14 protein-coding genes are annotated in these 13,965 nt (G+C 64.0%); 9 read left to right on the top strand and 5 right to left on the bottom strand.

The genetic code is table 11. The features are described 5' to 3' along the window. Positions 1–6: 6 nt before the first annotated feature. The gene (locus tag JQ633_RS31690; RefSeq protein WP_211989616.1) at positions 7–1,488 is read right to left on the bottom strand and encodes an NAD(P)/FAD-dependent oxidoreductase; all 1,482 of its coding nucleotides are present in this window, start codon (positions 1,486–1,488) and stop codon (positions 7–9) included. A 353-nt stretch (positions 1,489–1,841) separates the two neighbouring features. Between JQ633_RS31690 and JQ633_RS31685 the strand changes: the two genes are divergently transcribed. Both JQ633_RS31685 and JQ633_RS31680 read left to right on the top strand, forming a co-directional pair. Then, positions 1,842–2,021, top strand: a complete 180-nt coding sequence (locus JQ633_RS31685) for a hypothetical protein (RefSeq protein ID WP_211989611.1) — start codon at positions 1,842–1,844, stop codon at positions 2,019–2,021. Positions 2,022–2,068: 47 nt separating this feature from the next. Further along, complete coding sequence (locus JQ633_RS31680) at positions 2,069–2,332, top strand: hypothetical protein (RefSeq protein WP_249159802.1); 264 nt, start codon at positions 2,069–2,071, stop codon at positions 2,330–2,332. A gap of 10 nt (positions 2,333–2,342) precedes the next feature. On the opposite strand, the gene JQ633_RS31675 is transcribed toward JQ633_RS31680, so the two are convergent. Then, the gene (locus tag JQ633_RS31675; RefSeq protein WP_211989604.1) at positions 2,343–2,798 is read right to left on the bottom strand and encodes a hypothetical protein; all 456 of its coding nucleotides are present in this window, start codon (positions 2,796–2,798) and stop codon (positions 2,343–2,345) included. A 192-nt stretch (positions 2,799–2,990) separates the two neighbouring features. Here JQ633_RS31675 and JQ633_RS31670 point away from each other — a divergent pair, with 192 nt between their 5' ends. After that, entirely contained in the window at positions 2,991–4,067 is a 1,077-nt protein-coding gene (locus tag JQ633_RS31670) for an AI-2E family transporter (RefSeq protein WP_211989602.1), read from the top strand. 3 nt (positions 4,068–4,070) lie between these two features. After that, positions 4,071–4,508, top strand: coding sequence for a potassium channel family protein (locus tag JQ633_RS31665; RefSeq protein WP_211989600.1), 438 nt, complete (start codon positions 4,071–4,073; stop codon positions 4,506–4,508). 15 nt (positions 4,509–4,523) lie between these two features. Here JQ633_RS31665 and JQ633_RS31660 read toward each other — a convergent pair whose 3' ends face one another. Continuing rightward, positions 4,524–5,186: a helix-turn-helix domain-containing protein gene (locus tag JQ633_RS31660; protein ID WP_211989598.1), complete on the bottom strand. Its 663-nt coding sequence runs from the start codon at positions 5,184–5,186 to the stop codon at positions 4,524–4,526. A 266-nt stretch (positions 5,187–5,452) separates the two neighbouring features. Between JQ633_RS31660 and JQ633_RS31655 the strand changes: the two genes are divergently transcribed. The 3 genes from JQ633_RS31655 (at position 5,453) to JQ633_RS31645 (ending at position 8,668) form a co-directional block, all read left to right on the top strand. Continuing rightward, complete coding sequence (locus JQ633_RS31655; RefSeq protein ID WP_211989596.1) at positions 5,453–7,339, top strand: sensor histidine kinase; 1,887 nt, start codon at positions 5,453–5,455, stop codon at positions 7,337–7,339. Between the two features lie 145 nt (positions 7,340–7,484). Continuing rightward, positions 7,485–8,117 carry a response regulator transcription factor gene (locus tag JQ633_RS31650; protein WP_211989790.1) on the top strand — a complete coding sequence of 211 codons (633 nt, stop codon included), beginning with the start codon at positions 7,485–7,487 and terminating at the stop codon, positions 8,115–8,117. 200 nt (positions 8,118–8,317) lie between these two features. Beyond that, complete coding sequence (locus tag JQ633_RS31645; protein ID WP_349631641.1) at positions 8,318–8,668, top strand: response regulator transcription factor; 351 nt, start codon at positions 8,318–8,320, stop codon at positions 8,666–8,668. A 16-nt stretch (positions 8,669–8,684) separates the two neighbouring features. Here the strand turns inward: JQ633_RS31645 and JQ633_RS31640 are convergent, their stop codons facing one another. Both JQ633_RS31640 and JQ633_RS31635 read right to left on the bottom strand, forming a co-directional pair. After that, entirely contained in the window at positions 8,685–9,305 is a 621-nt protein-coding gene (locus JQ633_RS31640) for an invasion associated locus B family protein (protein ID WP_211989593.1), read from the bottom strand. 30 nt (positions 9,306–9,335) lie between these two features. Continuing rightward, on the bottom strand, positions 9,336–10,223 hold the full coding sequence (locus tag JQ633_RS31635; RefSeq protein ID WP_211989591.1) for an alpha/beta hydrolase family protein: 888 nt from the start codon (positions 10,221–10,223) through the stop codon (positions 9,336–9,338). A gap of 182 nt (positions 10,224–10,405) precedes the next feature. Here JQ633_RS31635 and JQ633_RS31630 point away from each other — a divergent pair, with 182 nt between their 5' ends. After that, positions 10,406–11,035 carry a YoaK family protein gene (locus JQ633_RS31630; RefSeq protein WP_349631640.1) on the top strand — a complete coding sequence of 210 codons (630 nt, stop codon included), beginning with the start codon at positions 10,406–10,408 and terminating at the stop codon, positions 11,033–11,035. A gap of 167 nt (positions 11,036–11,202) precedes the next feature. Next, positions 11,203–13,950 carry a decarboxylase gene (locus JQ633_RS31625; RefSeq protein WP_211989587.1) on the top strand — a complete coding sequence of 916 codons (2,748 nt, stop codon included), beginning with the start codon at positions 11,203–11,205 and terminating at the stop codon, positions 13,948–13,950. Positions 13,951–13,965: the final 15 nt, after the last annotated feature.

Genomic DNA, 13,965 nt, shown 5'->3' with positions numbered 1-13,965 from the left:
TGCCGCTCAGATCGACAGTCCACGTATCCTGGGGTTTTCCAGCGACAACAATTGTGGGCCGAGTTGCACGGCCCTCCTGAGCAGATCGGACAGCCAGGCCGCGTGCCAGGCCGGGTCGGCGCTCGCGGAGCTTTTCCAGCCGCTCTGCCACACGAGAAAATCACCGAGCATCGCTTCCCGGCCGCTGGAACCCTCGCTTACGAGGTGCCGCAGGGTGCTGATCGTGCCTTCACTGAGGTAGCGCAGGATGCTTGTCCCCAGATGCTGCAGGGCCCCGAGAGGATGTACGTTCACGCCGCCGAACGTCGCCCCCGCGACCCGCGCGAACTCTCCATCGGCCATCGCACGCTCGCAGCCGCGTAGCGAGGACCTCATCCAGAACTCGCGGAAATGCCAGTTGCGCATCACCGCGGCGCAGAAGCCGAGCAGCAGCATGCTGGGGTCGAAATAGCTGCGAAAATCCCGTTCGAAGCTTGCCAGGAAAGCGGCGTCGAACCGTCCTTGCTCCAGCGCCCTCAGCAGGGTCGCAGAGGCGATCAGGGCCGACTCCATGCCTTGGGTAATTCCCTCGCCGGTCATTGGATCGGCGAACGCGCCGGCATCGCCGATCAGGACGCCGCCATCGAAATGGTTCGAACCGGCGCCACCATACATCTTGACGACGCCGCCGATCGGCTTGCTGACCAGCGTGGCCCGCGCGCAGCCGGGATGCCGGATCTTGAGCCGCTCGATCGTCGCCGCGAATGCGGTCGGGACCGAATGGCCCTGCCGGTGGCAGGCTTCACTCAGGATGCCAACGCCGACATTGGCCCTGCCGCCGGACATCGGAAACATCCAGCCATATCCGGGGGCAATGTCCTCGTCGAACCAGACCGCCGACTCGCCGTCCGGGGCTTCGATCCCCTCGACATAGGCGCGTTGCGCAATCGAGATGTGCGCGCGGTCGGCCATTTCGAGGTTGAACGACCGCGCGACGACGGATTCCGCGCCATCCGCACCCACGATCAGTCGGGATTTGAGTGTGAAGTTGGCTTCCGCGCTGTGCACATCGACGTGATTCAAGCCGCCTTCGCGCGCGATCGCGCGCACAGCGCAGCCCGCATAGACTTTGGCGGAGGCACGCTCGGCCTGCTCCAGGAGACGGTGGTCGAGAACATGGCGCGGGATGATGGCGCCATGAGCCGGCAGTCCATGCTCCGGCTTGTAGTAGGGAATCTTGCCGCGGAAGCCGAGACGGGGCCCAAGATAGATCCGCGTGGCCGTGATTGGAGAGGACGTCGAGGCCTCCAGCGCCTCGCCGATTCCCATGGCCTGCAGAATTCGCAAGCCGGCAGGCTCGACGAAATCGCCGCAGACCTTCTCGCGAGGGAAATTGGCGCGCTCGACAACCGCGACACGCACGCCGCGCCTGGCCAGCGACCAGGCCATCGTGGAGCCCGCCGGGCCGCCTCCGACGACAATCACGTCATAAAGCTGTGAATCCGACACTCAAAATACCTTGGTAACATGCGACGAGGATTTCAGAGCGGGCGAGGGTGGTCAAGGCAACCTTCGGGCACGCAAGGACGCGCCATGAGATGGCTTGACCAACCGGTTTGGGCTGGCATAGGACGGTTTAGTCGACGCGAGAGTACAACCTGCCAACGCCCTGCGGAAGAGGCCTGTCCCGCGGCGATGACGAATTCTCCCCGGCCACTGCCGGAAAGTGAGACTAAAGAGGGCCCCAATACCCCCGAGAGATCAGTGACGACGGCCACCGCTGAAAACCGCAGCACGCGTTTCGCCAATCTGCGGCACAAACTGCACTGGCCAAGCCGGTCCGCTGGAGCGGATAATGTTGCATGGCACTCGAAGACGAAAAATCGGCTGCAGGACCGGTGGTAAAGCAGCCGTCCGCCAGGCGTGGCCCGTTGCGCCGCGCCATGGAGGCATCGGGCCGCGACCTTATATTCACGGTCGGCGTCGTGCTCGCCGGCTTGCTTTCGATGGTTGCGCTGGCTCTTAGTATTCTAGAGTTATAAGCCTATCTCACATCACCTCCGGCGCTGAAGAGGGCCGCTTGTTCAGGCTGCACATTCCGGCGTTCGCGGCCCTGGTCCTGCAATGCTGCCTCGTCCATGGCGCGGCCGCGCTGCCGCTCACGCCGTTTCGCTACGAGGCGCAGGCTCAGCGCCATTGTCCCGGCGATACGGTGGTCTGGCTCAATTTCAAAAGCGGGCGCTACTATCTCAAGGGACAGCAGCGCTACGCGATGGGCCTGGATGGCAACTTCGTATGCAGGAGCGAGGCGCGCGACAGCGGCTATCGCCGGTCACTGCTCGGACGCCGCTAACAGCACCTGCCTACCAGCCGTAATAGGCCCGGGAATAGCCGCCGTATGGCGGGCAGTAGGCGTAACCGCCGCCGCCGTAGCCACCATAATAAGGGTATCCGGCATATCCACCGTATCCACCGTAATAGGGGTACCCGCCGCCATAATATGCGGAGCTGGCGATGGCCCCGCCGACGATCGCACCGGCCGCGCCCCAGCCCAAACCGCGATAACCCCAGCCCCCGCGGTAACCGTAGCCGCCGCGGTAACCCCAGCCACCGCGATAACCCCAGCCACCGCGATAACCGTAGCCGCCACGGTAGCCCCAGCCGCCGCCGCGATAGCCCCAACGCACCTGCATGACGTCGTTGCCGGCGATCGCCTTCATCGCGGCGACATTGGTCGGCAACGGAGCCGCTTTGACTGGGCTCAGCCCGAAGCAGGTTGCGAGCACGGCGATGGTCAGACACGTCCTTCCGATACGCATGACGTCCTCCGGTTTCGACGACGGCAACGCTCGATCGTGTGATGAGCCAATGAGCTCGATCGGACTGTGCACATCGCAGCAGCCGAAGCTGTCACCGCGCACCGGTCGGCTCTTGATCTGGATCAAGCCGCCTCGCATGGTGTAGCGGCTAGGCTGCGTAATGCCTGCTGACGTCCAACTGAAGGCGCGCACTTGAGAACCCTTCGCCAGCTCGTGACCGGAGACGAGTTCATCCAGCTCGCAATCCGGCTCACGTTGCTGGCGCTGCTGCTCTACTGGACGTTCGTTCTCGTCGAACCCTTCGTGCCGATCCTGGCCTGGAGCGTGGTGCTCGCGGTCGCGCTTTATCCTGTGTTCACGTGGCTCGCACGCGCGCTCGGCGGCCGGCCCAGAATAGCCTCGGCGCTTCTGACCATCGTTTGTCTTGGTATCGTCATCGGACCGGCGGCGTGGCTCGGCGTCGGCGCCGTGGACGGCGTGAAGGACATCGCCGCGCAGCTCAGCGACGGTACCCTCGCCGTTCCGTCGCCTCCGGCCTGGGTCAAGGATTGGCCGCTGATCGGCGCGCCGCTCTACGAGTTCTGGGACCAGGCCTCGACCAATCTCCGCGCCGTGCTGCGTGACGTCGTGCCGCATTTGAAGCCGCTGGCCGGCACGCTGTTCAGCTTCGCAGGCAATGCCGGCATCGGCACGCTGAAGTTTCTGGCGGCCGTGGCGCTGGCGGGCTTCCTGTTTCCCCACGGGGCGCAGCTGGCGGCGGCCTTCCGGGGCTTCCTGTCCCGGGTGGTACCGCAACAGAGTGAGCATTTCCTGGATCTGGCGGGCGCCACCATCCGCGCGGTCTCCCAGGGCGTGATCGGAATCGCCGTGCTGCAGTCGCTGCTGGCGGGGATCGGCTTCAAGCTGGCAGGGATTCCCAGCGCCGGCCTGCTGGCATTCGTCGTCATGTTGCTCGCCATCATCCAGATCGGAGCTACGGTCGTGATGCTTCCTGTCATCATCTGGCTCTGGTCGACCAAGGATTTTGCGACGGCACTGATCCTGACGCTGTTCTTCCTGGTCGTCGGCCTCCTCGACAACGCGCTCAAGCCGCTGGTGATGGGACGAGGCCTGACCACGCCGACGCCGGTGATCTTCGTCGGCGTGATCGGTGGAACGCTGGCGCACGGCATTCTCGGCCTGTTCATCGGCCCGATCATTCTCGCTGTCGCCTGGGAGCTGGCGACGGCATGGATACGCGACGACAGCGCCCGCCTGGCGGGGACGTAAGCGATGCTGTTTCAGATTCTGATGGGATCGGCGGTGAGCGCGATCAACATCGCGATTCATTCGCTGATCACCGTCGCGGTGATGGGGCTATTGCGAAACGCCGCCCTGAGCGCTGCCGCGCGGCCCGGATTACAGCTCGCCGGCGTGATGATCGTGGCGGCGCTGGTGCTGATGCTGGGCCATACGCTGGAGATCGTTCTCTGGGCGCTGGCCTATTGGCTGCTCCGCGCGGCACCCCCCGGCAGTGACCTGCTGTACTTTGCGTTCGTGAACTACACGACGCTCGGCTATGGCGACGTCATACCGGTCAAGGCCTGGCTGCTGCTTGGGCCGATGGCGGCCATGAACGGCATCCTGATGTTCGGCTGGTCGACCGCCGTGCTGTTCGAGGTGCTGCAGAAGACGGTCGACCGACAGGCGTCGCTGGTAAAGCCCAAATGAAGGGCGAGCCCGGCGTCAGGTATCGAGCATGGCCAGCTGAGCGCGGTCAACCAGCACGATCTCACGCTGGTTGGAGCCGAGAAAATCGAGCGCCCCGCAGGCGTGCAGCTTGGACAGGGCGCGCGACACGGTCTCCAGCGTCAAGCCGAGATAGTCGGCGATGTCGCGCCGGCACATCGGGAGGGCGACGACGCCGACCCCGGTCCGGCGATCCATTTCCAGCAGGAAGGCCGCGACCCGCTCCAGTGCGGTCTTGCGTCCCAGCAGCAGCATGTGATCCTCGGCATGCTGCAAATTGCTTGTTGTCATGACCAGGAGGTGGCGGGCCAGGGCGGGGTCGGTATGCGCGACCCGCTCGAGGCTGAGCCGTCTGATCAGCCGTACCGTGGTGTCCACGACAGCTTCGGCGGTGAAGCGATGAATATCGTTGTTCTCCAGCCCGAAAATATCGCCGACGAGGTGGAAGGCGCCGATCTGGCGGCGCCCGTCGGAGAGCAGCTTGTAGCTGCGGACCGCCCCGGACATGACCTGGTAGACGTACTCTGCCGGCTCCTTCTCGCCGTAGATCTCGGTGCCCTTCCGGTAGTTGAATTCGCTGCTTGAGAATGACGCGTGGCTGGCTGTCAGCCCGAGGATACTGGGAGGACAGGCCGGGCTGGGGCTGATGTGAGCAAACATGGACCTATTCCCCCGGTAAACTGACCGAATGCCGTATGCCGATTTGAGTACGCCGCTGCGGCTCGAATTGCGTGTCCGTGCGGCATGATCTACGATATGCGCGGCTGCCGTCGCTATTGACCTTGAGGTCATTGTCCCAAAGGACAGGACACGGGGACTGCGACAATATCCCGTAATTTTCCGTGGTTACGGCGGCGCATTCGTGGTCCATTCTCCGGATCGCAATGCTAGTATTTCGCGCGACTTTGTCTCCGGCTCCGTGTGCTATGGACAAGGCATTCCGGCTCTGCGGACTGATCATCGTGCTGGCGGCGCTGCTTTGGCCGGCCTCATTGCTGGCGCAACAGGCGCGTCCGCACTCCATCCTGGTGCTGGACCAATCAGATCGGCGCGGCCCCTTCTACTACCAGGTGTTTACAGGGTTGCGGGCGGCGGTGAGCGCGCATTCCCACGCGCCGACCACCGTCTATACCGAGAGCCTTGATCTCAATCGTTTTGGCGGCGCGGCATATCAGGAAGGCCTGCGCCAGTTTCTGGAAGCAAAGTACCGCGACCGCCCGATTGGCGTGGTGGTGGCCATTGGGGCCGCCGCGCTGGAGCTCGTGTTGCGCTGGCACTCGCAACTGTGGCCGGACGCCCCGGTCGTCTTCGCCCTGGTCGAAGAGAGGGACTTTATCCGGTTGCGCCCTCCCGCCGCTTATGTCACCGGCGGCATCGTGCAGCAGAAACTCGACGATGCGATCAAGGCGGCACGCGCCGTCGTGCCCAACCTTTCGACCGTGGCGATTGTGGGTGCGGAATGGGAGCGCCAGGTGCTTTTCCGGAACTGGAAGGAGCAGATTGCTGCCGGGGTCGATGGTATGCACGTCGTCGAGCTTATCGGGCGGCCGATGTCGGAGGTCCTCGAGCGCGTCGCCGCACTGCCGCGTGACAGTGCGATCATCTATTCCGGCATGTATAGCGACGGCAGCGGCAACTATTATCCGCCTTCCGACGCGCTCGCTTTTATCGCGGAAAAGGCGAACCGGCCGATCGTGGTCCCCGCGGAGACATTCCTCGAGCCCGGCGGGATCGGCGGCTACGTTCTGGTCCCGAGCCTGATCGGGGCGGATGCAGCCCGCAGAGCACTTCGAATCCTCGACGGCGAACAGCTGGACGCCGTTCCGGTATCGATCGTGGACGTCGTCAAGCCGGTCTTCAACTGGCGGCAGATGCGGCGCTGGAACGTCAGTGAATCCAGTCTGCCCGCCGGCAGCGAGATCCGCTTTCGCGAACCGACGTTCTTCGAGCGCTATCGTTGGCGGGCGGCGGCCCTTGGCGCGGCGCTGTTGATCCAGGCCGCGCTGATCGCGTTTCTGCTGCACGAGCGGCACATGCGGCGCCACGCGGAGGTCGAGTCGCGCGATCGCATGTCCGAACTCGCACATATCAACCGGCAGGCGACCGCCGGCGAGCTCTCCTCGTCGATCGCCCATGAACTCAATCAGCCGCTCGGCTCGATCCTCACCAATGCGGAATCCGCCGAGCTGATCCTGGCCTCGAAGAACCCCGATCTGGACGAGGTGAAGGAGATCATCTCCGACATCAAGCGCGACGACCTGCGGGCCAGCGAGGTGATCCGCCGGATGCGCAGCCTGCTGAAACGCGCTCCATTTGAGACAAAGGAGATCGATCTCAACCAGATCATGCGCGACGCCTTCGATTTCCTGTCGCTGCAGGCCAGTGCACGCAACGTTGCATTCTACCTGCAGACCTCCCCGGAGGTGCTCCGCGTCAAGGGCGATCCCGTGCAGTTGCAACAGGTCATTCTCAACCTCGTGGTCAACAGCATGGATGCGATGGCCAGGATGCCCTACGGCCGCACGGTGATCGGCCGCACGGAGGTCAATGGCAGCGCGTCGGCCGTGATCTCGATCTCCGATTCAGGTCCGGGAATTCCGCAGGACAAGTTGAACGAAATCTTCGACCCGTTCTTCACCACGAAGGAGCAGGGCATGGGAATCGGATTGTCCATCGCACGGACAATCGTTCTGGCGCACAATGGGCAAATCTGGGCGGAAAACCAGCCGGGCGGCGGGGCGGCCTTCCATCTATCGCTTCCGCTGGTGGCGCAATCAACGCAAAGGTACTTCCATCGCGTCGAGGGCAGTTGATCGGCCGGATGTTCGTCAGGACGAATCATAGCCTCAATGGACTACGACGAACGCAGTATTTCTAGTGGTTGCTCCCATGGTCACAGTTCCAAAGGTTCGATCAACCAATCTCCTAACCTTGCTCTCGAAGACGGAGGAGAGAAAGCTGTCCGGCTGCGTTCATGTGGTTGATGACGATCTGTCGTTTCGAACGGCCATTGAGCGCCGGCTCAAGCTCGCGGGCTACGACGTTGTGACCTATGCATCGGCTCAGGAGCTGCTGGATCGGCTTCCAGGCAATCAGGGGGTGGGCTGTATCCTGCTCGACGTACGGATACCGGGTCTGAGCGGACCGGAGCTGCAGAATCGCCTGATCGAGCTCGGTTCGACGCTGCCGATCGTCTTCCTCACCGGTTTCGCCGACACCGCGACGACGGTGAGGGCGATCAAGGCGGGCGCCGAGGATTTCCTGACCAAGCCGGTCTCGTCGGAGCAATTGATCGATGCCATCGAGCGCGCCATGTCGCGCCAGAAGCTGGTGCTCAGCCAGCGCGGCAAGCTCGACACGTTGCGTGCGCTGGTCTCGACGCTGACGCCGCGCGAGCGCCAGGTGTTCGACCTGATCGTGCGCGGCAAGATCAACAAGCAGATCGCGCATGAGCTGGGGACAGCCGAGCGCACGGTGAAGGCGCATCGCCACCAGGTCATGGAGAAGATGCAGGTTCAGTCGCTTGCCGAACTGGTCTCGATTGCCGAGCGCCTCGGCATGCTCGATCCGGCCAACGACCAGCGCCCTTGAGCTGCCTTGTCCGAAGGGACAATATGAAAGGCTTGTGACGAGACTAATCTCAAAGGTAGCAGTAGGCGACGGGGACCGTCGGCTGGCATTGGAATTCGCCGTGAGCCGCGATCCAGGATCGGCCTCACGGCGGCAGATCAGCGCGTGACCGTAGAACATAGCCGAGGCCGACTGCCTTGCCGACGCGGAATGTCGTTTTCGTGGTGGACGATAATCCCTCGATGCTCAAGAGCATCAAGCGATTGCTGAGGGAGCATGGCCTCGCCTGCGAAATATTCGAGAGAGGGGCGGCTTTGCTCAGGCACGGCGATTTCGACAGCGCCGGTTGCCTCATCATCGACATCAATCTCAGCGACGGGTCCGGCATCGAGCTGCACCATCGCCTGGCGGATATCGGCGTCGATCTTCCCGTCATCTACATCACCGGCAACGACAACCACGCGACCCGCATGGCTGCGATCGCGTCGGGATGCGCGGCTTACCTGACCAAGCCGTTTACGGCACGGTCGCTGATCGAGCCGATCAAGCGCGCCATGGCAATGGCATCATAGCGGGGATGAGGCGCCGCTATTCGTCGATCTTCTGATCGATCGACAGCGCCGCAGGGCCGTGCCGCGCCGGGCCGAAGCGCGCGAGCGGAATCGATGTCGTCACCGACAGGATGTTGGAATCGACCACCTCCAGCGCAAGCACCTGTCCCGACTCCATTTCGGTAACGAGCTTGGAATCCGCGGGCTGCGCCGCGATGCAGCCGTTGGTCACGCACCAGGTATAGGGAATCCGGTACGCTTCATTCTTGTCGACGGAGAGCTTGATGCCGGCTTGCAGATACATCCCGACCGGCACGAACAGCTGCAGCCGCGCATCGCCGTCCTCGCGTTCGATCAGATCGACGCGGACCGCGGTCTGGCCGGTCTCGAAGGTGCCGGTGACCGTGGTGCGGCACAGCGTTTTCGCGCCGCCCGCCTTGAAGCAGAACTTTTGCCAGTCGCCATATTTGATCGGGCGTGGCGGACGTTGCCCGCGCGTCGGGACTTCGGCCGGATCGGCGCCGGCGGTAGTGCCCGGCGGCGGCGCCTGTTGGCTGCGTGCGAGATTGCTATCGGCCGCCAACAGCAGCAGGCCGGCGAGGGCCGCCGCGGCGGCCTGCAAGGCGAGTGACCCTCGCGAGCGATAAAGCGAGCTCATGGTAATGCTCCTCGAGGCTTTGCCGGGCCACTATCGAAGCTTGTCCAGGAACTGTTCGACCAGCGGTGACCAGATCGGAATCGATTCGGCGGAGCCGATGAAGAAGTGTCCATCGCTGCCGAATGGCGGCAGCAAGTGGTATTCCGCCTGGCCGCCGGCCGCGGTGAAGGCTTCGTACATGCGTTTCGACAGCGCCGGGCCGAAGAAGGTGTCGTTCTCGATATAGATCCACAGCATCGGCACGCGCGAGGTGGCGCCGAACAGGGCGGTCGCTTCGACCAGCTTGTCGGGAGCGCAGTTGTTGTTGGGCTTGCCGTCGACGCGGCCGCCGCGGCCCGCCGCGAAGGTGATGATGGCCTTGACTGGCGGCGGATTGAGGCTGGACAGCGCGATCGAGGCCCAGCCGCCCGCGGATTGCCCGACCACGATGACATCCTTCGGGAGCACCCGCTTCTCGGCGATCATGTAGTCGATGATCCAGAGGTCGGCCTGCGCGACCGCGAGCCCGGGATCGAGGAAGTTCGGATTGGTGCATTTGCCGACCTTGGAGAAGAACGGCCCGTAGAGTCCGCGCTCCGGGATGTCGATGGCCGCTGCGCCATATCCGGTGCCGACCGGCGCCACGACGAGGTGGCCGCGCCGCGCGAACCACATCGCGGCATCGCGGAATTCGACCAGCGGGAAGAAGCTGCGATCCCTCGGATTGAGCGACACGCCGTGATTCATGATGACCAGCGGAAACGGCCCGTCGCCAATCGGGCGCACCAGATAGGCGAACATCGGTAGCGGCAGGGGCAGGGCCCAGATTTCCTCCTGGATGCGCTGCACGGGCGCCTGGTCGTCCGCACGTGAGAGCGTCAGCTGGCTCGTCAGAAGCAGGACGATCAGCGCGAGAGACCGCAGACAACTCTGGTGCATGGAGTGGTTGCCTCCATTCCCTTGCGTCCGGTCAGCATCTGCCGGATGGCACGCCGCGGCTTGATCCAGATCAATCCGGATCGAAGTCGACGTGTCCTGTAGATCGCCTGTCCACAATCACAGTACCGGGCGCCATTCCCTTGGATGCTGTCGCCAGCCAGTCGTTTCGTTCGGAGGAAACGGTGCAGGTCGCGCTGCTGCTGGCCTTCGCAGGCGGCTATCTCGACGCCTACACCTGGATCATTCATGGCGTGATGGCGAATGCGCAGACGGCGAACCTCGTCTTGCTCTGGGTGCACGGCACGACGGGCGATTGGCAGCAGGCGCTGCATTTCGTCCCGCCGATGCTCGCATTCGCGGCCGGCATCGTCGCGGTCGCGTGGCTGCGACTGGTCGCCGGAGACCGCGCGAGCGCGATCTGCATCCTGGTCGAGATCGCGCTGCTGGTGACGGTCGCCGTCCTGCACAATCGGCTGCCGGACTTGGCGGGCACGATCGGTATCTCGTTCGTCGCCGCCATGCAGACCGCGATCTTCACGAAAGTTGAGGGCGCCACTTACAGCTCGGTGATGATCACGGGCAATCTGCGGCAAGCGATCGAGGGACTGTTCGCGGCGGCCTCCGCGGTGGGGCAGGCTGGAATGCTGCGCCGCCCGGGCATCTTTGCCAGCGTCTGTGTCGCGTTCGGCACGGGAGCCGCGATCGGGGCGTTTGCCACCAAGGCGATCCCCGACATCGCGCTCGGTGTTCCCGTGACCGCCCTGTTGATCGTTCTGCTGCGGTGCGAAGCGGGGCGGCGAGGTTCGACCTGAAGCAATCCGCGTCGATCGGGCGGGGTCGCGGTTTCGTCACCGCGTTGCGCCGCATGCGCTCGCTGAGCGCACACGCCAAGGGCGTGGCGGCTTGACTTGGATCAAGGCGTGATGCGGCAGGCCGATCGATGATCCTGCCAAACCACCGCCAGATCGGGAGTCCCTCCATGACCAACGCAACGCCGGCACAGCAGCGCATTGATCAATTCTTCTCCGGACCCGGCGGTCGCGCCGACGGCTGGCGCGACCTGGTCGACGCTGCGAAGGCATGGAGCAGGGGCGGAGATCGCGCGAAATACGATGCTGAGTTGTCGACACTTGCCGTGACCGAGGAGTTTCACGGATACCCGGGCCCCCAATTGATGGCGGCGCTGAAGGAAGCCGCGGCGGCCGGCGATGCCGCCGGCTCGTTCGCGCTTGCGACACGGATCGCGCAGGCGCTGATGACCAAGTCGTTCCGCCAGCATGCCGGCGACTGGAGCACGCAGGATGATGGCAATGGCGAGATTCCCGATCTCTTGCCGCCGACGCTCGGACAGGCTGCGGCGCGCCGGCCCTATTTCGAAACCCTGATCGTGACCGGGGTGTCCGCCAGCAACTGGCAAGGGCTTACCGCGGAATGGCGCAAGCTGCGTCGGCCCGCCGACGCCTTCATCTATGAGCCGGTCGTCGTCGGCAGCCTGGAGGACGCGTTCTGTGCGGTCATGCTCAACCCGAACATCGCGGCGGTGGTGATCAACGACGGCTTCGGTCTGCGCTCGCGCCATGACGCGCCGGTGCTGCGGTCGATGACGTCAGCCATGGGGCTCAGCGACGAAGCCGATGCATCCGCGCTTCGGCTCGCCCACATCATCAAGCGGGTCCGTCCCGAGCTCGATCTCTATTTGATGTCCAATCGCGACGTCGAGGAGCTGGCCGGCAACCCCGAAGCCGATGTGGCTCGCCGCGTCTTCTACTCGGTCGAGGATATCCTCGAGCTGCATCTGTCCATCCTGGAAGGCGTGCAGGACCGCTTCGACACGCCGTTCTTCGACAATCTGAAGAAATACGCCCAGCGGCCGATCGGCACCTTCCACGCGCTGCCGATCGCGCGCGGCAAGTCCGTATTCAAATCGGACTGGATCCGCGACATGGGCGAGTTCTATGGGTTGAACCTGTTCCTGGCCGAGAGCAGCGCGACCACCGGCGGCCTCGACAGCATGCTGGAGCCGACCGGCAACATCAAGAAGGCGCAGGAGAAGGCGGCGCGGGCGCTCGGCGCCGACCGCGTCTTCTTCGTCACCAACGGCACCTCGACGTCGAACAAGATGACGGTGCAGGCGCTGCTCGGCCCCGGCGACATCGCGATCGTCGACCGCAATTGCCACAAGTCGCACCATTACGGGATGGTGCTGGCCGGTGCGCAGCCGCTCTATGTCGAAGCGTTCCCGATGACCGAATACTCGATGTATGGCGCAGTGCCGCTGAAGACGATCAAGCAGGCGCTGCTGAACGCCAAGGCCGACGGCCGGCTCGACCGCGTCAAGATGATCGACCTGACCAACTGCACCTTCGACGGTCACATCTACAACACGCGGCGGGTGATGGAGGAATGCCTCGCGATCAAGCCCGACCTGATCTTCCTCTGGGACGAGGCCTGGTTCGGCTTTGCGCGGTTCTCGCCGTTCCTGCGGCGGCGCACCGCGATGGGCGCGGCCAACGAGATCGAGGCGTGGATGCACGATCCGAAATCGGTCGCGGCCCATGAGAAGCAGCGGGCCGAGCTCGGCAAGAACCCGTCCGACGAGCTGCTGCTCAAGACCCGGCTGATCCCCGATCCGCGGCAGATCCGGCTCCGCGTCTACCAGACCAATTCGACGCACAAGTCGATGTCGGCGATTCGGCAAGGCTCGATGCTCTCGGTCAAGGACGTCGAATTCCACACCGTCGAGGCGCAATTCAAGGAAGCCGTGTTCACCCATGCCTCGACCAGTCCGAACCAGCAGCTGATCGCCAGCCTCGATGTCTCGCGGCGGCAGATGGAGCTCGAAGGTTATGGCCTGGTGGCCAACGCGATGGAGATCGCCTTCGCGATCCGCAATGCGGTCAACACCAATCCGCTGATCTCGCGGTATTTCCGCGTCCTCGGCGCCGACGCCATGGTGCCCAAGGAGTATCGCCAGAGCGGGTTCACCGACTATCTGGCGGCCGGCACCAACTGGGCGAGCGCGCTGAAGAGCCTCAACGACGACGAGTTCTGCCTCGACCCGACGCGGATGACGCTGGTCTGCGGCACGGCCGGATATGACGGCACGCAGTTCAAGGGGCTACTCGCCAGCCGCTACAACATCCAGGTCAACAAGACCTCGCGCAACTCGGTGCTGATCCAGTCCAACATCAATAATACGCGGAGCGACGTCGCGCACCTCGTCCGTGTGCTGGCGGAGATCGCAGGCGAGATCGACCGCGGCCTGGCCAAGGGCGGCGCCAACGCCAAGGTCGACTTCGACGCACGGGTCAACAGCCTGATGAAGGACGTGCCCGACCTGCCGAACTTCTCGCACTTCCATCCGAGCTACCGCGGCGATGCCGGGAGCAAGACCAACGAAGGCGACATCCGCAGCGGCTTCTACGCGGCCTATGACGCGGCTGGATGCGAATACATCCGCCTGCGCGATCCCGAGATCGATCGCCGGCTGAAGAGCGGCCCGGATCTCGTCTCGGCGAACTTCGTGATCCCATATCCGCCGGGCTTCCCGATCATGGTGCCGGGACAGGTCATCACCCAGGAGACCATCGACTTCATGCGCAAGCTCGATGTCAAGGAGATCCACGGATACGACGCGACCGAAGGCCTGAAGCTCGTCAAGACCGAGGCGCTCGCCAGGATGGGCAAGCCGAAGGCTGCCGCGGCGAAGCTCAAGGCGGCGTCGTAAGTCGGAAGGGAGGGG

The organism is Bradyrhizobium tropiciagri (assembly GCF_018130505.1).
GTDB lineage: Bacteria > Pseudomonadota > Alphaproteobacteria > Rhizobiales > Xanthobacteraceae > Bradyrhizobium > Bradyrhizobium tropiciagri_B.
Note: the sequence above shows the minus strand (reverse complement) of the source record. Positions and strands in the feature narration are given on the sequence as shown.

Excerpts from the sequence above, each read along its gene's own strand:
- JQ633_RS31635 (WP_211989591.1), bottom strand. The coding sequence starts at position 10,223 with ATGCACCAGAGTTGTCTGCGGTCTCTCGCGCTGATCGTCCTGCTTCTG.
- JQ633_RS31660 (WP_211989598.1), bottom strand. The coding sequence starts at position 5,186 with ATGTTTGCTCACATCAGCCCCAGCCCGGCCTGTCCTCCCAGTATCCTC.
- JQ633_RS31665 (WP_211989600.1), top strand. The coding sequence starts at position 4,071 with ATGCTGTTTCAGATTCTGATGGGATCGGCGGTGAGCGCGATCAACATC.
- JQ633_RS31640 (WP_211989593.1), bottom strand. The coding sequence starts at position 9,305 with ATGAGCTCGCTTTATCGCTCGCGAGGGTCACTCGCCTTGCAGGCCGCC.
- JQ633_RS31675 (WP_211989604.1), bottom strand. The coding sequence starts at position 2,798 with ATGCGTATCGGAAGGACGTGTCTGACCATCGCCGTGCTCGCAACCTGC.
- JQ633_RS31625 (WP_211989587.1), top strand. The coding sequence starts at position 11,203 with ATGACCAACGCAACGCCGGCACAGCAGCGCATTGATCAATTCTTCTCC.
- JQ633_RS31655 (WP_211989596.1), top strand. The coding sequence starts at position 5,453 with ATGGACAAGGCATTCCGGCTCTGCGGACTGATCATCGTGCTGGCGGCG.
- JQ633_RS31685 (WP_211989611.1), top strand. The coding sequence starts at position 1,842 with ATGGCACTCGAAGACGAAAAATCGGCTGCAGGACCGGTGGTAAAGCAG.